Source organism: Streptomyces asiaticus, assembly GCF_018138715.1.
Taxonomy (GTDB): Bacteria; Actinomycetota; Actinomycetes; order Streptomycetales; family Streptomycetaceae; genus Streptomyces; species Streptomyces asiaticus.
Genome location: NZ_JAGSHX010000006.1, coordinates 7,911,395 through 7,931,348 on the forward strand (window position 1 = coordinate 7,911,395; position 19,954 = coordinate 7,931,348).

Annotated in this window: 17 protein-coding genes; 15 read left to right on the plus strand and 2 right to left on the minus strand. The window is 72.5% G+C overall.

Annotated features, from left to right (window positions below; all coding sequences use genetic code 11):
* Positions 1 to 431: 431 nt before the first annotated feature.
* The 8 genes from KHP12_RS41700 to KHP12_RS41735 all read left to right on the plus strand — a co-directional run bounded on the left by KHP12_RS41700 (position 432) and on the right by KHP12_RS41735 (position 8,794).
* The gene (locus tag KHP12_RS41700; RefSeq protein WP_211834354.1) at positions 432 to 4,493 is read left to right on the plus strand and encodes a Pls/PosA family non-ribosomal peptide synthetase; all 4,062 of its coding nucleotides are present in this window, start codon (positions 432 to 434) and stop codon (positions 4,491 to 4,493) included.
* Complete coding sequence (locus tag KHP12_RS41705; RefSeq protein WP_211834356.1) at positions 4,490 to 5,878, plus strand: M1 family metallopeptidase; 1,389 nt, start codon at positions 4,490 to 4,492, stop codon at positions 5,876 to 5,878. Before KHP12_RS41700 ends, KHP12_RS41705 begins: the two co-directional genes overlap by 4 nt.
* 115 nt (positions 5,879 to 5,993) lie before the next feature.
* Positions 5,994 to 6,536 carry a class I SAM-dependent methyltransferase gene (locus KHP12_RS41710; RefSeq protein ID WP_037962785.1) on the plus strand — a complete coding sequence of 181 codons (543 nt, stop codon included), beginning with the start codon at positions 5,994 to 5,996 and terminating at the stop codon, positions 6,534 to 6,536.
* Between the two features lie 174 nt (positions 6,537 to 6,710).
* Positions 6,711 to 6,917: an AMP-binding protein gene (locus KHP12_RS41715; RefSeq protein WP_086882126.1), complete on the plus strand. Its 207-nt coding sequence runs from the start codon at positions 6,711 to 6,713 to the stop codon at positions 6,915 to 6,917.
* Positions 6,918 to 7,124: 207 nt separating this feature from the next.
* Positions 7,125 to 7,541: an alpha/beta hydrolase family protein gene (locus tag KHP12_RS41720; RefSeq protein WP_211834357.1), complete on the plus strand. Its 417-nt coding sequence runs from the start codon at positions 7,125 to 7,127 to the stop codon at positions 7,539 to 7,541.
* Between the two features lie 190 nt (positions 7,542 to 7,731).
* The gene (locus tag KHP12_RS41725; RefSeq protein WP_211834359.1) at positions 7,732 to 8,262 is read left to right on the plus strand and encodes a nuclear transport factor 2 family protein; all 531 of its coding nucleotides are present in this window, start codon (positions 7,732 to 7,734) and stop codon (positions 8,260 to 8,262) included.
* On the plus strand, positions 8,262 to 8,585 hold the full coding sequence (locus KHP12_RS41730; RefSeq protein ID WP_211834362.1) for a glycoside hydrolase family 97 N-terminal domain-containing protein: 324 nt from the start codon (positions 8,262 to 8,264) through the stop codon (positions 8,583 to 8,585). The genes KHP12_RS41725 and KHP12_RS41730 overlap by 1 nt, the downstream gene beginning before the upstream one ends.
* The gene (locus KHP12_RS41735) at positions 8,582 to 8,794 is read left to right on the plus strand and encodes a glycoside hydrolase family 97 catalytic domain-containing protein (protein WP_246643264.1); all 213 of its coding nucleotides are present in this window, start codon (positions 8,582 to 8,584) and stop codon (positions 8,792 to 8,794) included. Before KHP12_RS41730 ends, KHP12_RS41735 begins: the two co-directional genes overlap by 4 nt.
* 232 nt (positions 8,795 to 9,026) lie before the next feature.
* Here KHP12_RS41735 and KHP12_RS41740 read toward each other — a convergent pair whose 3' ends face one another.
* The gene (locus KHP12_RS41740; RefSeq protein ID WP_086882122.1) at positions 9,027 to 9,527 is read right to left on the minus strand and encodes a DinB family protein; all 501 of its coding nucleotides are present in this window, start codon (positions 9,525 to 9,527) and stop codon (positions 9,027 to 9,029) included.
* Positions 9,528 to 9,555: 28 nt separating this feature from the next.
* Positions 9,556 to 10,182: an SAM-dependent methyltransferase gene (locus KHP12_RS41745; protein ID WP_211834365.1), complete on the minus strand. Its 627-nt coding sequence runs from the start codon at positions 10,180 to 10,182 to the stop codon at positions 9,556 to 9,558.
* Positions 10,183 to 10,273: 91 nt separating this feature from the next.
* Between KHP12_RS41745 and KHP12_RS41750 the strand changes: the two genes are divergently transcribed.
* The 7 genes from KHP12_RS41750 (at position 10,274) to asnB (ending at position 19,927) form a co-directional block, all read left to right on the plus strand.
* Positions 10,274 to 10,411 (plus strand): hypothetical protein, encoded by a 138-nt coding sequence (locus KHP12_RS41750; protein WP_167442521.1) that lies wholly within the window; start codon positions 10,274 to 10,276, stop codon positions 10,409 to 10,411.
* Positions 10,412 to 10,975: 564 nt separating this feature from the next.
* Entirely contained in the window at positions 10,976 to 12,451 is a 1,476-nt protein-coding gene (locus KHP12_RS41755; protein ID WP_472911738.1) for a sugar transferase, read from the plus strand.
* A gap of 73 nt (positions 12,452 to 12,524) precedes the next feature.
* Complete coding sequence (locus KHP12_RS41760; protein WP_211834369.1) at positions 12,525 to 13,850, plus strand: nucleotide sugar dehydrogenase; 1,326 nt, start codon at positions 12,525 to 12,527, stop codon at positions 13,848 to 13,850.
* Positions 13,840 to 15,078 (plus strand): glycosyltransferase family 4 protein, encoded by a 1,239-nt coding sequence (locus KHP12_RS41765; protein ID WP_086880536.1) that lies wholly within the window; start codon positions 13,840 to 13,842, stop codon positions 15,076 to 15,078. Before KHP12_RS41760 ends, KHP12_RS41765 begins: the two co-directional genes overlap by 11 nt.
* Entirely contained in the window at positions 15,075 to 16,472 is a 1,398-nt protein-coding gene (locus KHP12_RS41770; RefSeq protein ID WP_086880537.1) for a YveK family protein, read from the plus strand. The genes KHP12_RS41765 and KHP12_RS41770 overlap by 4 nt, the downstream gene beginning before the upstream one ends.
* The gene (locus KHP12_RS41775; RefSeq protein ID WP_086880538.1) at positions 16,469 to 17,989 is read left to right on the plus strand and encodes a Wzz/FepE/Etk N-terminal domain-containing protein; all 1,521 of its coding nucleotides are present in this window, start codon (positions 16,469 to 16,471) and stop codon (positions 17,987 to 17,989) included. Before KHP12_RS41770 ends, KHP12_RS41775 begins: the two co-directional genes overlap by 4 nt.
* 3 nt (positions 17,990 to 17,992) lie before the next feature.
* Positions 17,993 to 19,927: an asparagine synthase (glutamine-hydrolyzing) gene (gene asnB / locus KHP12_RS41780; protein WP_086880539.1), complete on the plus strand. Its 1,935-nt coding sequence runs from the start codon at positions 17,993 to 17,995 to the stop codon at positions 19,925 to 19,927.
* Positions 19,928 to 19,954: the final 27 nt, after the last annotated feature.

Below are 19,954 nucleotides of genomic sequence, written 5' to 3' on the forward strand. Positions count from 1 at the left end.
GGCCGGGGCCCGTCGGGTGGCGCCGCCGGGCCGCGGGCGAGACCACAAGAATCCGCCTCCCACCAGGCACGATACGAGAGGTACGGCGGCGGTTGGGAACGGCGTGCCACCGTGGCGCGCGGCCATGGGCTCGGGGCGCCGACGCCTCGGAAGGCGAGGGGTCCCTGTTAACGCTGGGTAAACTGCCTGTTCGGCGTATGCGGGCGCCGGTTCGACCGGAGGGGGCGGAACATGCCCGTCCGGCCGCCGGTGCCCGCGATTCGAGCCGGCCGCTGGACGGCCGCGCCGAGTGGTCGCCCTCGCGGAAACCATCAGCCGCGAGCGGGTGTTCGGGACCCGGCTCAGTGTGGAGCCGGATGGCAGAGGCCGATGGTCCGGGTTGACCGGGCGGTGTCGCCGAACATCCGGTCCACCGACTGCGGAGAGGCCGGATGGCCGTAATAGACGAGTCCCAAGCGCTGATCGACGAGTCCCACGTACTGATCGACCCGCTGCCCGCACCCGCCGTGGTGGAGCCCGCACTCGCCGTGGAGGGGCCTGCGGTCGCCGTGGTGGAGCCCGCACTCGCCGAGGAGGAGCCCGCGGCACCGCTCGCCCTCTTCCCCGGACGCGGCGCCCACGCCGAGCGCACCCTCATGGACGTCCTCGGAGAGACGGCCCGTCGCCACCCGAACGCCCCTGCCGTCGACGACGGTACGGGGGCACTCAGCTACCGTGCGCTCCTCGCCGAGGTGGAGAGGGTGCGGCTGCGGCTGGTCGAGGCGGGGATCGGTGTCGGTGACCGGGTGGGCATCCGCGTCCCGTCCGGGACCGCCGACCTGTACGTCGGGATCCTTGCCGTGCTGGCCGCCGGCGCGGCCTATGTGCCGGTGGACGCGGAGGACCCGGACGAGCGGGCCGAGCTGGTCTTCTCCGAGGCCGGGGTGAGCGTGGTGCTCGGCGCCGGGCTCGAGATGACGGTGCGCGCCGAGCCGCACGGCGTCCCCGGCCGCCCGGGGCCCGGCGACGACGCGTGGATCATCTTCACCTCCGGATCGACCGGCAAGCCCAAGGGCGTCGCCGTCACCCACCGCAGCGCGGCCGCGTTCGTGGACGCCGAGGCCGGGCTGTTCCTGGCCGATGAGCCCATGGGACCGGGCGACCGGGTGCTGGCCGGCCTGTCGGTGGCCTTCGACGCGTCCTGCGAGGAGATGTGGCTCGCCTGGCGCAGCGGCGCCTGCCTGGTGCCGGCGCCCCGGTCGCTGGTGCGCACGGGCGTCGACCTCGGCCCCTGGCTGGTCGAACAGGAGATCACCGTGGTCTCCACGGTCCCCACGCTGGCGGCGCTGTGGCCGGTGGAGGCGCTGGACGACGTACGGCTGCTGATCTTCGGCGGTGAGGCGTGCCCGCCGGAACTGGCCGAGCGGATGGCGGTCGAGGGCCGCGAGGTGTGGAACACCTACGGTCCGACCGAGGCCACTGTCGTCGCGTGCGCCGCGCAGCTGACCGGCGAGGGCCCGGTGCGGATCGGGCTGCCGCTGGACGGCTGGGAGCTGGCGGTCGTGGACTCCCGGGGCGAGGTGGTGCCCATGGGCGAGGTCGGCGAGCTGGTGATCGGCGGGGTCGGGCTGGCCCGGTATCTCGACCCGGCGAAGGACGCCGAGAAGTACGCCCCGCTGCCGTCGCTGGGCTGGCCGCGGGCGTACCGCAGCGGCGACCTGGTGCGCGCCGAGGAGGAGGGGCTGCTGTTCGTCGGCCGGGCCGACGAACAGGTCAAGCTGGGCGGCCGCCGCATCGAGCTGGGCGAGGTGGACGCCGCGCTCCAGGCGCTGCCGGGCGTCGCGGGCGCGGCGGCCGCGGTACGGAAGACCAAGGCGGGCCACCAGCTGCTGGTGGGCTACGTCGTGCCCGAGGAGAACTACGTCGTCCCCGAGGAGAACGCGGCGGAGGACGGCGGCTTCGACCAGAAGGACGCGCTGGACCGGCTGCGGCAGATGCTGCCCGCCGCGCTGGTGCCGCTCCTCGCGGTGGTCGGCACGCTGCCCACCCGTACCTCCGGCAAGGTGGACCGGGCCGCGCTCCCCTGGCCGCTGCCCGGGGTCGGCACGGCCGGTCCGGGGGCCGAGCTGACCGGGACCGAGAGCTGGCTCGCCGAGCTGTGGGGCGAGGTGCTGGGCACCCCGGCGACCGGGCCGGATGCCGACTTCTTCGCGGCGGGTGGTGGCAGCCTCGCCGCCGCCCAGCTCGTCTCGCGGATCCGGGACCGCTACCCCAGCGGCTCGGTGAGCGACATCTACCAGAACCCGCGGCTGGGCGCGCTGGCCCGGACGCTGGAGGCGTCGGGCGGCGGGACGACGGTCCCGCGCACCGTACGGCCCGTACCCGGGCGTTCCGGTGTCGCGCAGACGCTGCTGATGCTGCCGCTGCTGACGGTCGCCGGGCTGCGCTGGGGCGTGGCCGCGGCCGCGGTCATCAACGTGCTGAACCTCTGCGGTGCCGCCCCTTACGCGCCCACCGTCTCCTGGTGGTGGATCCTGCTCGGCTGGCTGTTCTGCGTCTCGCCGCCGGGCCGGGTCGCGATCGCCGCCGGTGGCGCGCGGCTGCTGCTGCGGGGTCTGAAGCCGGGGACGTACCCGCGCGGCGGCGGCGTCCACCTGCGGCTGTGGACGGCCGAGCGGCTGGCCGAACTGAGCGGTGCCACCGGCCTGTCCGGCAGCTGGCTCACCCACTACGCCAGGGCGCTGGGCGTGCGCGTCGGCGACGATGTCGATCTGCACGCGCTGCCGCCGGTGACCGGGATGCTCAAGCTCGGCAAGGGCAGCGCGGTCGAGCCCGAGGTCGATCTGTCCGGTCACTGGCTGGACGGCGACCGGCTGCGGATCGGCCGGATCCGGATCGGCGCGGGCGCCACGGTCGGCGCCCGCAGCACGCTCTTTCCCGGCGCCCGGATCGGCAAGCGCGCCGAGATCGCCCCGGGGTCCGGGGTGACCGGTGCGGTGCCCGCTGGGCGCCGCTGGGCGGGCGTACCGGCGGCCAAGTCCGGCAAGGCGGCGCACCGTCGGCCCGAGGGCCGGCCGGCCCGCACCCGCCGCTGGGCGTTCGTGTACGGGCTCACCTCGCTGGGGCTGACTCTGCTGCCGACGCTGGCGCTGCTGCCCGCGCTCGCCGTCATCACGCTGTTCGTGCGGGGCACCCGCGACGCGGGCACGGCGCTGCTCCACGCGCTGGCCGCCGTGCCGCTTGCGACGGTGGCCGGAATGGTCTGCTACGCGCTGTTCGTCCTGGCCGGGGTGCGGACGCTCGGCCTCGGCCTGCGCGCGGGTCACCATCCCGTGCACGGGCGGATCGCCTGGCAGGCATGGGCCACCGAGCGGTTGATGGACATGGCGCGGGTGCATCTGTTCCCGCTGTACGCCAGCCTGTTCACCCCGGTGTGGCTGCGGGCGCTCGGGATGAGGGTCGGGCGCGGGGTCGAGGCGTCCACCGTGCTGGCCCTGCCGTCGATGACCACCGTCGGCGACGGCGCGTTCCTCGCCGACGACACCATGGTCGCCTCCTACGAACTGGGCGGCGGCCGGCTGCGGATCGCGGAGTCGAGGGTCGGCAAGATGGCGTTCCTCGGCAACTCGGGGATGGCCGTGGGCGGCAGTTCGGTGCCCAAGCGCGGTCTGGTCGGCGTGCTGTCCGCCGCGCCCAGGGGTGCCAAGGCGGGCAGTTCGTGGCTCGGGATGCCGCCGATGAAGCTGCCACGGGCGGCCGAGGAGGGCGACCAGAGCCGTACGTACCGTCCGGCGCGGCGGCTGAAGTGGGCCCGCGGCGCGGTCGAGCTGTGCCGGATCGTCCCCGTGATGGGTGGTGCGGCGCTCGCGGTGCTGGTACTGGCCGCGTTCGGGACGGTCGCCACACGATGGGGATACCTCGCGGCCATGGCGGCCGGCGGGGTGCTGCTGCTCGCGGGCGGTCTGGTCGCGTGCGCCGTGGCGATGCTGGCCAAGTGGCTGCTGATGGGCCGGTTCAGGGCGGCCGAACGCCCGCTGTGGAGCTCGTTCGTGTGGCGCAACGAGCTGGCGGACACCTTCGTGGAGGTGCTGGCCGTACCGTGGCTGGTCGGGGCCGTGTCCGGTACGCCGCTGATGAACTGGTGGCTGCGGGGCCTCGGCGCGCGCATCGGGCGCGGGGTGTGGTGCGAGACGTACTGGCTGCCGGAGGCCGATCTGGTACGGATCGGCTCGGGCGCGAGCGTGAACCGAGGGTGTGTGGTGCAGACCCATCTCTTCCACGACCGGATCATGCGCATGGACCAGGTGGTGCTGGAGGAGGGCGCCACCCTGGGCCCGCACGGCATCGTGCTGCCGGGCGCCACGGTCGGCACGTGTGCCACGGTGGGTCCGGCGTCGCTGGTGATGCGCGGCGAGACGCTGCCCGCGGGCACGTGGTGGCTCGGCAACCCGATCGCGGCGTGGAAGCCGGAGAAGGCGCAGGACATGAGGAAGACGGAGGCTACGGCGAAGTGAGCAGGGGCAAGAGCGGCCGGGCGCAGGCCGCGCCCGGCGGCGGCGCCGGGGCGGTCCGGTCCGGGGACTCCTATCTGCCCGAGCACGGCAACGGCGGCTACCGGGTGACCCATTACGACCTGGAGCTGACCTACCGTCCGAACACCGGCCGGCTCTCGGGCCGCGCGCGGATCTCGGCGGTCGCCGAGCCGGGCGCCGCAGGCGAGCCGCTGTCCGGGTTCAGCCTCGACCTCGGCGCGTTCCGGGTCGACGGGGTGCTGATCGACGGGGCCCGCCCGGCCCGCTACACCCACCGGGCGGACAAGCTGCGCATCCGCCCGGCGCGCCCGCTGCCCGCCGGGGCCCCGTTCACCGTGGAGGTGCGGTACGTCGGGGTGCCCCGGCCGGTGAAGACCCGGCATTGGGGCGACCTGGGCTGGGAGCAACTGGAGGACGGGGCGCTGGTGGCGGGCCAGCCGATCGGCGCGCCGTCCTGGTTCCCGTGCAACGACCACCCGGCCGACAAGGCGTCGTACCGGATCGAGGTGACCGCGCCGTCGCCGTACACGGTGGTCGCCGCCGGGACCCTGGATTCGCGCACGGTCAGCGCCTCCACCACGACCTGGGTGTACGAGCACCCGGCGCCGATGTCCACCTATCTCGCCACCGTCCAGATCGGCCTGTACGACCTGGTCGAGCTGACCGACGCGGCCGTGAGCCCGGTGCCCCAGCGGGCGGCGGTACCGCCGCGGCTGCGCGACCGCTTCGACCACGACTTCGCCCGCCAGCCCCGGATGATGGCCGCCTTCGAGGACCTCTTCGGCCCGTATCCATTCGACGAGTACGCCGTGGTACTGACGGACGACGAGCTGGAGGTGCCGGTCGAGGCACAGACGCTCTCCATCTTCGGCGCCAACCATGTCGACGGGCACCGCGGCTGTGAGCGGCTGGTCGCCCATGAGCTGGCCCACCAGTGGTTCGGCAACAGCCTGACCGTGGCCGACTGGCGCCACATCTGGCTGAACGAGGGCTTCGCCAAGTATGCCGAGTGGCTGTGGTCGGAAGTCTCCGGCGGCGTCCCCGCCGCCGTCATCGCGGCCCGCACCAGGGCCAAGCTGGCGGATCAGCCGCAGGACCTGCTGGTCGCGGACCCGGGCATGCCGCGGATGTTCGACGACCGGGTCTACCAGCGGGGCGCACTGACGCTGCACGCGCTCCGTACGGTCCTCGGCGACGACACCTTCTTCGCCGTGCTGCGGGAGTGGACGGCCACGTACCGCCACGCCACCGTCACCACCGAGGAGTTCACCGCTCTCGCCCGGCGCCGCGCCGCACAGCCCCTGGACGCGCTGTTCACCGCCTGGCTCCACGCCCCGCGCCTGCCGGAACTCCCCGGCCCCAGGTGATCGGCTCCGGCATCCGCACGCTGACGACGGCTTCCTCGGGCGGATTCCGGAAGCGGCCGGAGTCGCGCGCTGCACGCATCGTTGCGTGCACCCGCGCATGTGACACTCTGGCCGCATGATGTGGAACGGTGATGAGTACCAGTCCCGGTTCGACCGCATCGCCGCCGAAGGCGGGGACATCCACGGTGAGGCCGCGCTGGTCCGCTCCTTCCAGCCCACCACGGTCCTCGACGCGGGTTGCGGCACCGGCCGGGTGGCCATCGAGCTGGCACGTCACGGGATCGACGTGGCGGGCGTGGACACCGACGAGTCGATGCTCGCCACCGCCCGGCGGCTGGCCCCGGAGATCCGCTGGTACCAGCGGGATCTGATCAACCTCGACCTGGGGTTGTCCTTCGATGTCGTGGTGCTGGCGGGCAATGTCCCTCTGTTCACCCCACCGGGAACGGAACCGGCCCTGGTGGCTGGGGCGGCGGCCCACGTGCGTCCGGCCGGGCGTCTCGTCGCGGGTTTCGCCCTGGACCGCGGTTACACACTGGACGACTATGACGCGCACTGCCGTGCGGTGGGGCTCATCATGGAAGCCAGGTACGCGACGTGGGCTCGCGACCCTTACACCGACGGGAAGTACGCCGTTTCCGTGCACAGCAAGCCCTGATACCCAGGGCCTGCGGGTGTTGCCCCGCTTCCCCTCGGCCACGAGGACACCAACCCGGGCGCCCCGCACCCAATGCCTCGAACGGTCTCCGTATGAACGCGCACTGCGTACGCATCCGCTTCCGCGGCCGGACCGGCCCCGCCGTCGACGGGCAACCAAGCGGATCGTGCCGTCGTGCTCGGCCTGGCGCGCGGCGACCGGGCGGCCGTACTGCTCGGCAACCGTGTCGAGGCGGTCGAGAGCCTGCTCGCCGTCACCCGGGCGAGCGGCGTGGGCGTGCCCCTGGACCCCGGCGGCCCGGAGGAGGAGCTGACCCGCTTGCTGGACGACAGCGGGGCACGGGTGCTCATCACCGACGGCGCCCACCTGACGCGGCGGTGAACGCTGGCGTCCCGGCCCGGGCTGACCGTGGTGGTGGCCGAAGGCGGCGACGAGGACGGGGCCGAGGGCCCGCCCTTGTGCGCGGCCGTCGAGGAGCCGGTGGACGAGGCCGGCGCGGCCCGGGGGCCGGTTCGCCGCGCTGGCGGGCGGTGTTCTGCGGTACGAGGAGTTGGGGGGTATGGAGCCGCGGACGCCGGCCCGGGCAACGTGAACGAAACTGTCCCCACGGCGCAGTTCGCCGAGCAGGTGCAGGCCGCCGACGCACCGCACGCCGGGGCAGCTCCGGACTCCCTGGGCGCGCTCTTCCGTGCCGCGTGTGCCCGGGGACAGAGCTGGGACGGCATGGCGCTCCTCACCGTCGCCGCGCGCCACCGGGGCCAGGCGCTCTCCGCGATGACGTCGGACATGCTGCGCCGGGCGGCGGAATTCGCCTCTGCCAGCCCTGACCGGCTCACCGCCATGGCGTACGAGCCCGGGACCCACTGCCGGGCGCCGAACCCCCCGGACTGGAGCCTGCCGCACGCCGAGGTCGTCGTGGACGGGGACCACTTCACCATGCTGGAGGAACACGCCCGTACCACCGCACTCGCCATCCATCGGTGGCTGAGGGCCGGCCCGGTCTGAGGACGTCCTGTCTGAGGACGTCCTGTCTGAGGACGTCCTGTCTGAGGACGTCCTGGGCGAGGCGCGGGCCTGCGTCGTGCCCGCGGTCACGCCCCGCGGTGCGGGTGTTGTCGGATGTCGCGGCTGTCCCACGGACGGGTGGGTGTGATGGACCCTTCCTGCACCCTGCCCGCGACCTTAGCGTCGAGCCATGAACGATGAACAGTTGATCGCGGACCTGCACGGCCGGTGGGTGTTCGGCTGGGAGCGCGACGAGGGAGACGCACCGTTCGACTTCCGGCGCACCTTCGGCGAGTTCTACGACTTCGGCTCTTCGGACGTCCGACTCTACGACGACTTCGACCCCGAGCAGCGTGTGGCGACGACAGCCACCGAGTACGGCTCGATTTGGGAGCCCGCCTTTCACACCATGATCTCCGCACATCATGCCGTCGACGACGGCCCGCACGTCATCGCGGGCCACGATCTGGCCGCGTCCACCCTGACCTTCGTAGCGCGGATCACCAGACCCGAGGCCACCACGGATATCCGCACCACGACCTCGCTGGTCTGGCGCCGCACGCCGGACGGCTGGCGGATCGTCCGCGAACACAACTCGGCCAAGGTTCTGCCCGCAGGGGAACTCGACGGCATACTGGCCCGGACCGCCCACGGCTCGTCGCAGGCCCGACCGGCTCCGGGGCAAGGGCACCGCCCAGAGCCTGTCGCCAACCACCCCTGATGGCACGTGACATGGCCAATGTCCCCAACCGCCGTGCCGTCGTCGGCGCCACCGCCGGCGTGGTATTCACCGGGGCGCTCGCCGCTCCCGCCGCCGCGTCCGCCGCGCCGCCCGGCCATGTCACGATCGCCTCGCCGAACGGCCGGCTGCGGATGACCGTGCGGGTGACGGACGGACGGCTGCGCTACCAGGTCGCACGAGACGGAAGGGGCCAGGTGCCCTCCTCCGGGCTGGGGCTCGACCTGGCCGACCGGCCCTCGCTCACCGGCTGGTGCGTCACTACCAGCGTGTCGTCGAGACGGCGGCCCGCCACCGGATCATGATCATCGCGCACGAGGCAATCAAGCCGGCCGGGCTGGCGCGCACCTGTCCGAACATGATGACCGGCGAGGGCGTCGCCGGCATGGACCGAGACGGTGCGAGCGTCCACCGTACTGAGGCTGAGACTCGTCGCCGGTGGCGGCACCGCGATCCGCTTCCGCCGCGCGCGTTCCTGACGTCCAGGTCTGGTGTGAAGGATGTGATCCTGTGACGGACGCCCGCCCCTGATTGGCGCAGGGGCGGGCGTCGTGTCAGGACCGGCTCAGCGGCTCAGCGTGTGTGGCGGAGGCGTAGGAGGGGACGTCGGGGCCTTGTGGGGCGCAGGCGGCTGCGCCGATGGTCAGGACGAGGGCCAGGACGGCGGTTGCCGCCCGTCGGGCCGTGCGCGGTGCGCGGTGTGGTGACGCGGGTGTCATGGGTTCCTGCCTGTGGGCGGGTGGGGGTCAGCGTCCGGTCGCGCCGTCGAGGAGTTCGCGGAGGATGTCGGCGTGGCCGGCGTGGCGGCCGGTCTCCTCGATCATGTGGGTGAGTGCCCAGCGGACGGCGGGGGCCGGTGTGCCCGGCCGGGAGCGGGGCAGCGGCGCGCCGAGGTCGGTGCAGGTGTCGAGGACCCCGTTCGCCTCCCTGACGGTCTCCCGGTAGCGGGCGACGACGGCGGTGGCGCTCTGCGCCGGGGCGGCGTGGAAGGTCGCCTGCCAGTCGGTGATCCGGGCGCCGAGGAACAGCGCTTGTTCGACGCGGGTGAGGTGGTGGAGCAGGCCGAGCAGGTTCGTGCCCGAGGGCACCGCGGCTGTGCGGATCCCGGGTTCGGGAGCGCCTTCGACCTTCGCGGCGATCGAGTCGCGCAGGTAGTCGAGGAATCCGCGCAGGACCTCGGTCTCGGTGTTCCCGGTGCGCGGCGGCGGGGCGTCGCGGCGGCGGTGGGGGCGCGGGGAGTCGGTCATGGTGGCTGCTTTCGACGGCCGTGCCGGTTCAGGCGGTACGGCGGATGATCAGGATGTGGTCGGTGACCTCGGCCGTGCGGCCGTCCGGTCCGGTCGCCTCGCGCACCTGGGCGTCGGCTCGCTCGACCGTCCAGGTCCCGGGGGGCAGGGCCAGGTCCGCCGCGACCTCCTGTGGGGTCGGGTACCGGATGTGCGGGTCCTGCGTCCACGACCACGGCGCGGTCGATCCGTGGTCGACCACCAGCAGCCGTCCGCCCGGGCGCAGGGCGTGGGCTGCCGTGCGCAGTACGGCCGTCCTGTCCAGGTCGAGCGGGGTGTGCAGGTAGTGGGCGCAGACCAGGTCGAAGGTGCCCGGGGGGAAGGAGGTGCGCAGGTCGTGGTGGTGTGCCGTCAGCCGGTCGGCGAGGCCGGCCTCGGCGGCGAGGCGGGTGAGGCGCCCGACGGCCACGGAGGAGACGTCGACGGCGGTGACCAGCCATCCGCGGCCCGCCAGCCACAGGGCGTCGCCGCCGTCGCCGCACCCCAGGTCCAGGACGTCGCCGGGCGGCATGCCGGTGACCGTCGCGGTGAGGCACGCGTTGGGGCGGGGGGAGGCGGCCGGGGGCCGGGCCGCGTAGATGTCGTTCCAGTACGTACCGGCGTCTGTTGCGCTCATCGAAACTCCTTGTGCGGGGATGGGCGCACACCACTCTCGCCAGTCTTGCCCGAACTGGCACATCTCCTTGCGGTTCCTGCAAGTTGGAACGATGGACGGCGTACTTCTGGACGATTTCGGCGTGCTCAACGGCCGCCCGCGCATGCTGCGTGGTGAACGCGACCTGACCCTGGGATCGCAGGTCACACGGCGTGTCTTCGTCGCCGAGGCACCCTCGGGCGGTCACTGATCGGTGTATCCAGCTTCAAAGTTTGAACACAAATTACACACATCCCCTCTTCAGGACGGCCCCGATGGTCTAGATTGACCGTGCTTCACATGGTGGACACCAGGCGACAAATAATGATCTAGGGGTCCGGTCCGGCTCTACGGTCAGTCAGCAGTCGCGTCGCCGGTGCCAGGCGTGGGGTGATCAGTTCCTGGAGCCCGGGAGGGGCCTTGGGTGTGGGGAGCACCCGGGGTTACGACGTGACGACGGGCTCCCCGCACTTCGAGAGTCTGGCGGCACGGGCGAGTCTGCTGCCGCCAGGGTGAGTTGTTCACCTGGCTCTGAAAGAGCCGGATGTCATGCGCGGGGGGTGGGGACCTCCTGCGGAGAGGAACAGCGCGGCGCGGGGAGTGGGGGCTTCCCGCGGGGAGGAACAGCGCGGCGCGGGGGCGGGGGGCCTCCGAGGGGCGGAACAGCACCGGGAGGCGGGGGCCTCCCGAGGGGAGGGACAGTACGGGGGGTGGGGGCCTCCCGAGCACAGTGTTAGGCGAATACGTCGAACCACTGGGGACCTTGGGGGGTTCTGTGCAAGGGGGATTACTCAACCCGTTTCCGCCGGCGCGCGGGCGTCTGGCGGACGGGTCGATCAGACAGCCCGCGATCGGCTGGGAGCAGCGGTACCGCCGTACCGTGATCACCAGCGATACCGTGGCCACCGCCTGCGTAGTGGCGGCGATCGGCAACTTCTTCGGGGCCCGGGACGCGGCCAACTGGCACGAGAAGTGGGGGATTCTCGCGTTCGGCACCGAGCTGCTGGTGCTGGGGGCGCTCGCGGTGAGCCGGTCGTGGGCTCCGGCCGTGCTCGGCCAGGGCGCCGAGGAATTCCGCCGGCTCGGACGCTCACTGTTCACGGCGACCGTCGTACTGGCGCTCGGCGGAATCGCTCTCACCTCGCGCAACATCAAGCTCTGGATCTTCGTCGCGATCCCCGCGATCGCGCTCGTCACCATGACCGCGCGCTATGTGCTGCGCCTCTGGCTGCACAAACAGCGCAAGGAAGGACGGTGTCTGCGACCGGTGCTCGCCGCCGGGAGCCCGGCCACCGTACGCGACCTGATCACCCGGACCCGCAAGTTCCCGCACCTCGGCTGGCGGGTGGAGGCGGTGTGCACGCCGGACGGTCGCGGGCTCGACGGTGACCAACTCGACGGAGTGCGGGTCGTCGGCCGGCTGACGGACGTCGCCAAGCACGTCCGCCACGACGGCTACCGTGTCGTCGCGGTCACACCGGACCCGCACTGGTCACCGGACCGGCTCCAGCGGCTGGCCTGGAACCTCGAGGGCAGCGACGCCGAGATGGTCGTGGCCCCCGTGCTGATGGAGGTGGCCGGCCCGCGGCTGCACGTCGACGCGGTGCTCGGGATCCCGCTGCTGCGGGTCAGCATGCCGACCTTCACCGGGGGCCGCCGGGCGGTCAAAGGGGTCGTCGACCGGATGGGCGCCGCGATCCTGCTGGTGCTGTTCGCGCCGCTGATGGTGTTCGTCGGGCTGCTGGTGCTGGTGGACAGCCGGGGTGGGGTGTTCTACCGGCAGCGCAGGGTCGGCAAGGACGGCCAGGAGTTCACCATTCTCAAGTTCCGCACCATGGTCGCCGGGGCCGACCGGGCACGCGCCGAGCTGGCCGACCGCAACGAGGGTGCGGGGCTGCTGTTCAAGCTCCGCCGGGATCCGCGGGTGACCCGGGTGGGATCGGTGCTGCGGCGGTACTCGATCGACGAGCTCCCGCAGCTCTTCAACGTGCTCACCGGATCGATGTCGCTCGTCGGCCCGCGGCCCCCGTTACCGGAGGAGTCCGCCGCGTACGGCCCGGACATCCGGCGGCGGCTGCTGGTCAAGCCCGGGCTCACCGGCCTGTGGCAGATCAGCGGGCGCAGCGACCTGCCCTGGGAGGAGGCGGTCCGGCTGGACCTGCGGTACGTGGAGGACTGGTCGCTCGCCCTGGACACGGTGATCTTGTGGAAGACGCTGCGTGCGGTGCTCCAGGGGCAGGGGGCCTACTGATGCGCGCAGGGCGCCGCCCGGCGGGCGCATGGGAGGCAGGCCGGAAGGGCTTGCCCGGGGGGAGGAACGGGTCATGAGGGTCAGCGTTTTCGGGCTCGGCTACGTGGGCTGTGTGTCGGCCGCGTGCTTGGCCGGCATGGGGCACGAGGTCATCGGGGTGGACGTGAACCAGGTGAAGATCGACCTGGTCAACGACGGCAAGGCCCCGGTGGTCGAGGAGCGGATCGGCGAGCTCATCGCCGAGGTCGTGCGCACCGGAGCGTTACGCGCCACCGGTGACGTCCGCGAGGCGATCATGGGCAGCGAGGTGTCGCTGGTCTGCGTGGGCACGCCGTCGGAGCCCAACGGCAGTCTGTGCACCACGTACTTGGAGCGGGTCACCGAGCAGATCGGCATCGCGCTGGCCGAGGGGGGCAAGCAGGGGGGCCGGCACACCGTCGTGTTCCGCAGCACCATGCTCCCGGGCACCTGCCTGAACCTGCTGGTACCGATCCTGGAGAAGTACGTCGGCGGCACGGCCGGGGTGGACATCGGGGTCGCGGTCAACCCGGAGTTCCTGCGCGAGGGCACGAGCGTGCGGGACTTCTTCGACCCGCCCAAGACCGTCATCGGTGAGCTCGACCCGGCGAGCGGCGATGCGGTGACGGCGCTGTACGACGGCCTGCCCGGCGAGGTGTTCCGGGTGCCGGTCCCGACGGCCGAGGCGATCAAATACGCGGACAACGCCTTCCACGGCCTCAAGATCGGCTTCGCGAACGAGCTGGGCGCGGTGTGCCAGGCGCTCGGGGTGGACTCGCACCAGGTGATGGACGTGTTCCTGGCCGACCGCAAGCTGAACATCAGCCCCGCCTATCTGCGGCCCGGCTTCGCCTTCGGTGGCTCCTGCCTGCCCAAGGACCTGCGCAGCCTGGTCCACGCGGCGCGGCGGGCCGACGTCTCGGTGCCCATCCTCGCCCATGTGCTGCCCTCCAACTCCGACCATCTCCAGCGCGCGGTGGAGCTGGTCGAACGCACCGGCAAGCGCCGGGTGGGCCTGTTCGGGTTGTCCTTCAAACCCGGCACCGACGACCTCCGCGAGAGCCCGCTGGTCGAGCTGGCGGAGAGGCTCTTCGGCAAGGGGTACGACCTCAAGATCCACGACGCCAACGTGAGCCTCTCCCGGCTGCTCGGCGCCAACCGCGAGTACATCGAGACCCGGCTGCCGCACCTCGCGCAGCTGCTCGCGGACTCCGTCGACGAGGTGCTGGAGCACGCCGAGGTGTGCCTGGTCGGGACCAGGGACCCGGCCGTGCTGGCAGCGCTGCCCCATGGCGACGGCCCGGTGATCGTCGACCTCATCCGCCTTCCCGACGCCGAGACGCGCCGGGCCGAACCGGGGTACATGGGCCTTGCTTGGTAACGCGATCAGCGGTGACGGGTCGGGCCGGCGCGCGCTGATCCTGGTGGAGAACCTGTCGGTGCCGTTCGACCGGCGGGTGTGGCAGGAGTGCACGACGCTGCGCGACGCGGGCTGGACGGTGGACGTCATCTGTCCCCGGGGGAGCAAGCGGGACACGGAGCCGGAGGCGGAGATCGACGGGGTGCGGATCCACCGCTACCCGTTGCGCGCGGCCACCGGAGGGCCGGCTGGCTATCTGCGGGAGTACGGATCGGCGCTGTGGCATACGGTCCGGCTGGCCCGGAAGGTCGGCCCGGTCGACGTGGTCCACGCCTGCAACCCGCCCGATCTGCTGTTCCTGCCGGCCCTGTGGCTGAAGCGGCGCGGCGCGCGGTTCGTCTTCGACCAGCACGATCTGGTACCCGAGCTGTACCTGTCCCGGTTCGACCGCGGCAAGGATCTGCTCTACCGCGCCGTGTGCGCGCTGGAGCGGCGGACCTACCGGGCCGCGGACGTCGTGCTCGCCACGAACGAGAGCTACCGGGACGTCGCGATGCGCCGTGGCGGTCGGCGGCCGGAGGACGTCTTCGTGGTGCGCAGCGCGCCCCAGACCGACCGGTTCCAACCGGTGCCGCCCGAGCCGGAGTTGAAGCGCGGCAAGCCCCATCTGCTGTGCTACCTCGGCGTCATGGGCCCGCAGGACGGTGTCGACTACGCCTTGCGCGCCCTGGCGAAGCTGCGCGACGAGCTCGGGCGGACCGACTGGCACGCGGTGTTCATCGGCTCCGGCGACGCCTTCGACGCGATGGTGGAGCTGTCCCGGCAACTGGGGCTCACGGAGCAGGTGCGGTTCACCGGGCGCATTCCGGACGCCGACCTGGTGCGCTACCTGTCCACCGCGGACGTGTGCCTCTCTCCCGACCCGCGCAATCCGCTCAACGACGTGTCGACCATGAACAAGGTCCTGGAGTACATGGCGATGGGCCGGCCGATCGTCTCGTTCGACCTGAAGGAGGCGCGCGTCTCCGCCGGTGACGCCGCCGTCTACGCGCCCGCCAACGACGAGGCCGAGTTCGCGGGGCTCATCGCGCTGCTCCTCGACGATCCGGAGAAGCGGGCCGAGATGGGCAAGATCGGCCAGGAGCGGATCAGCGGGCCGCTCTCCTGGCGGAACTCGCAAGCGTCGCTGCTCGCCGCCTACGCGTCGGCGGGCCACCCGGACCGGGCAGGGAAGAGGCCGCGGCGTTGAGCGATGACACGATACGCCTGGTCACGATCGGGCGGATGATCCGTCGGCGCTGGCGGCTTCTCACCATCCTCGCCGTGCTGGGGGCGCTCGTCGGCTACGGCACCTCCTTGCTGCTTCCGCCGCGCTACACGACGTCGGCGTCGGTACTGCTGCCGGGGGCGTGGGAGGAGCGCGAGCTGCTCACTCAGGCGGAGATCGCGACCAGTTCGGTGGTGGTCGACCGCGCGGCCGCCACGCTCGGCTGGACCGGGGTCAGCGGCAGCGAGCTGCGGGACCGGGTGAGCGCCAAGGCCGCCGACGGGAACATCATCAAGATCTCGGGTACGGCCGAAACCCCGGAGCGCGCGCAGCACCTCTCCGACCAGGTGGCCCAGCAATTCGTCACCTTCGCCGCGCGGCTCACGGGCGCGGACACCGGCGCCGAGGCGTCGGCCAGGCCCGAGGACTTGCGGAAGATGGTGGTGCGGACCAGCCGCCGCATCACCGAGCTGGCCGACGCGGCCGATCCGGGGCGGACCGTGGAGAGCGTGCAGGGCCGCACCGAGCTCGAGAAGCTGCGCATCGCGCTCCAGGAGGCCATGAAGAAGCTGGACGAGGCGAACCCGGTGACCAACAAGTCCAACATGGTCGTCATGGGGCCGGCGGCCCGGCCGGCCGGCGAGGCCCCGCCGACGAGGACGCAGCTCATCGTCGCCGGAGCGCTGCTGTTCCTCCTGCTCGCGGTCATCGGCCATCTCACCGCCGCACGGATGAGTCGCCGGCTGCGCACCGAACCGGAGATCGCCGCGGCGCTGGGCTCGGTGCTGCTGGGCACCGTCGACGTACCCGGTGAACGGCCCGCGCACCGGCCGGAAGGCGGTGGCCCGCGGGCCCGGATCCGCCGGCTGCTCGGCCTCGACGTCCGGTGGGACCTGCCGACGCCGCACGCGTCCGGCGACGAGGCCGGCAGGCAGATCCGCTACCGGCGGGTGTGCGCCCGCCTCCGGGACCGGCTGCCGGGCCCCCGGCGGCTGCTGGTGGTCGTACCCGAAGGCGACGAGATCGCCCGCCGGGCCGCCGACCAGCTCGCCGCCGAGTCCGACGGCGACTCTGCCCCGTCCTCTTCGGGCAGGGGATACCCCGTGCTGCGGGTGGTGGGGGTTTCGGTGTCCCAGCCGCTGGTGCCGGACCGCGGCACCGAGTCCGGTGTCCTGGTCGTGCTCAGCGCGGGCAGCTGGACCGCGGCGGAGCTCACCGGCATCGCCGAGGCGTGTGCGGACGGCAACCACGAGGTCGTCGGCGTCGTCGTCGCCGGCGCCGTCCGGGCCCGGCCGAAGCGGTCCGGCGGCCATCCTCCGGATGACGCCACTCCGGCGCTCGCGGTTCGCGGCCACGCGACGGGAGGTGCGGTGTGACGGCGAGCACGACTCCGGAGCGGTCGGCGGCCGCTCCGCTGTTCGACCTGCACGCGCTGGTGGTGGCGGTGCGCAGGCGCCGCCGCCTCTGGTGCTCCATGGCGCTGCTGGGGCTGCTGGCGGGCGTGGCGATGGCGGTCCTGCTGCCGCCGCCGCCGACCGCGGTGACCAAGGTGCTGGTCGCGCATCAGGAGGACCAACCGAACGACACCGGAACGCTGATCCGCACCGATGTCGCGCTGCTGGGGACCACGCGGATCGCCGACAAGGCCCTGAAGGCCCTCAACTCCCCGCAAAAACCGGAGGACTTCCTGGGGGACTACCGGGGCACCGGCCTGACCAACAACCTGCTCCAGATCGATGTGACGGGTGACAGCGACGCGGAAGCGGTGGCCCGGGCCAAGGCGCTGGCCGACGCGTTCGTCGCGGACCATGTGAGGCGGATGCGGGAGACCGCGAAAGCCGAGTCCAAGGCCCTGCTCGACCAGCGTGACCGGGTGCGGGACGAACTCGCCAAGGTCAACAAGGCGATCGGAGGCCGATCGCCGGGCAGCGACCCGGAAGCGTCGGCGAGCACCGAGTCGCTCTTCGCCCGCCGGGCCGAACTCAACTCGCGGATCGCCGATTTCGACCAACGCGCCGCGGAGGCGCGCACCGGCACGCCCCGGATCATCGCCGGCACACAGATCGTGGACGCCCCGCGCGCGGTGCGGCACTCCCTGCCCAGGACCGCCGCCACCAACGCCGCGATCGGGCTCGTCCTCGGGCTCGTCCTCGGGCTCGCGGTGGCCGCGGTCGGCACGGTGGTGGCGGACCGCCCCGTGCTGCGCCGGGAGATCGCGGCGAACCTGGGCGCCTCGGTCATCGCGGAGCTGCCCCACCGGTCGGGCAGGCCGTGGCGGCGACGGCGGATTCGGACGGCACGGACGAGGCTCACCGCGTCCCTGGCCCGCACCGTGCGCGGCTCCGCGGAACCGGTGTCGCTGCTGGAACTGGGCTGTGCGCGCGGCACGAGCGTGATCGCCCTGGACCTCGCCAGGGCACTGGCGGCGGACGGGCCAGTGGCGATCATCGATGGTCTGCCCGGCCCGCAGCTGGCGAGGCGCCGCCCGAAACCAGGAGACCCCACCGTGGTCAGCGGCGAGCATGCCGCGGCCATGTCGCATCAGGAGCGCCGGATCGGCGTCGGCTCGGTCGCGCCCGGCACCGTGTGGACCGACCTCCACTACCTCGGTACCCAGACCGTGCTCGTTGTGCGTGCCGGGCACGGCAGCGCCGCATGGCTGCACACCGTGGCGCGGCAGCTCGCGGACCAGCGCATTCCGGTGATCGGTGTGGTGCTGATCGACCCCGATCCGCGGGATCGGACCGACGGCACGCTGTGGGACGGGCTGCACATCGCGCTGCGGGGCCATGGCGAGCGGCTGGCCCGGCGACAGGGGACGGGCCAACTACGGACGGAGCGACCGCCGATGTGGGCCGCGCGAGTCCCGGACAGCGACCAGGAGGCGCGGTAGGCCATGTGTGGCATCGCAGGAACATACCGATGGCCGGACGGGAAGGCCGTGACCGACCGGCTCACCCATACCCTCGCCCACCGCGGTCCGGACGGGACGGGCCGGTACAGCCACCCCGCCGGGGACGGCGAAGTGCACCTCGGGCACCGCCGGCTGGCCATCATCGACCTGTCCGCGACCGGCGCCCAGCCGATGGTCTCGGACGGCCTCGTCCTGACGTACAACGGCGAGCTGTACAACGCGCCCGAGCTGCGTGCCGAACTGGCAGCCGCCGGGGTGCGCTTCCGGGGCACCTCCGACACCGAGGTGCTGCTGGAGGCCTGGCGGCGCTGGGGCACGGACTGTCTGCCCCGGCTGCGCGGGATGTTCGCGTTCGGGATCTTCGACGAGCGAACCGGTGACCTGGTGCTCGCCCGCGACCAGCTCGGCATCAAGCCGCTGTTCCTGCTCCGGCGCGGCGGGGGCCTGGTGTTCGCCTCCGAACTCAAGGCGCTCGCCGCCGTGACCGGCGGGTCGCTGGAGGTGGACCAGGCGGCGCTGGTGGCCTCGCTGCTGTACTACTGGGTGCCGGACTCGCGCTGTGCGTTCCGCGAAGCGGAGAAGCTGCCGCCCGGGAGCTGGCTGAGGTGCCGGCCCGACGGCCGGGTGGACCGCGGCCGGTTCTGGAACCTCAGGGACGTCGCCGCCGAGGGCCGGGAGCGGGCCCGGAGCGGCGAGCTGCCGGACCTCGCCGCCATCGTCGAGGAGTCGACCCGGCGCCACCTGCTCTCCGACGTGCCCGTGGCGACCTTCCTCTCCGGCGGTCTCGACTCCAGCTACCTGACCGCGCTGGCGGCCCGCCACCAGCCCGGGATCTCCGCTTACACGATCGGGTTCCGCGCCGAGGACGCCAGGTTCGAGGCGATGCCGGACGACCTGCGCTATGCCCGGCGGGTGGCGACGCGGTTCGGCGTCGACCTGCATGAGATCGAGATCGCCCCGAACGTGCTCGACCTGCTGCCGCGGATGACGTACCACCTGGACGAGCCGATCGGCGACCCCGCCGCGATCAACACGTTCCTGATCTGCTCGGCCGCCCGGGAGGCCGGGGTCAAGGTGATGCTCTCGGGGATGGGCGCCGACGAGCTGTTCGCCGGTTACCGCAAGCACCTGGCCAACCTGATCGCGCTGCGCTACCAGCGCGTCCCGCGGCCCCTGCGGCGCGGGGTGTCCAGGGCCGTGGACCGGCTGCCGGTGGCCACGGCCCGCCGGGGGTACCGGTCGGTGCGCTTCGCGAAGCGGTTCCTGTCCTTCGCCGATCTGCCGGAGGAGACCGCGTTCCGGCGCAGCTACACCATGTACGACCAGGACGAGCTGCTCGCACTGATCGATCCGGACCTGGTCGGCACGGTCGAGGACGTGCTCACCGAGCATGCGGATGTCTACCAGGACAACGACCTCGACGACTTCGTCAACCGCATGTGCCTGGGCGACGCCCGGATGTTCCTGCCGGGCCTGAACCTCACGTACACGGACCGCTCGAGCATGGCCGCGTCGACCGAGGTGCGGGTGCCGTATGTGGACGTCGAGGTGGTCAGGGCGGCGTTCGCCGTGCCCGGTGACCGCAAGATCGTCGGACGGCAGGGGAAGGCCGTCCTCAAGGAGGCGGCCACCTCGATCCTGCCGCGGGAGATCGTGTACCGGCCCAAGGGCCTGTTCAGCGCCCCGTTGCGGGCCTGGATGAGCCGGGATCTGGCACCCCTGGTGCGCGAGGTGGTGGACGACGGCATGCTCGTCCGGTCCGGGTTCCTGCGCCGTGACGCGCTGGCGCGGATGGTCGCCGAGGACGCCGCCGGGCAGCGGGACTTCTCCAAGCATCTGTGGCATGTGCTGACCCTCGAGTACTGGTATCGCGGCGCGACCTCCGGGGCCGGCCAGAACGCTCATGTAACGGCGTAGAACCGGCGTAGAAACAAGGGGACTTCG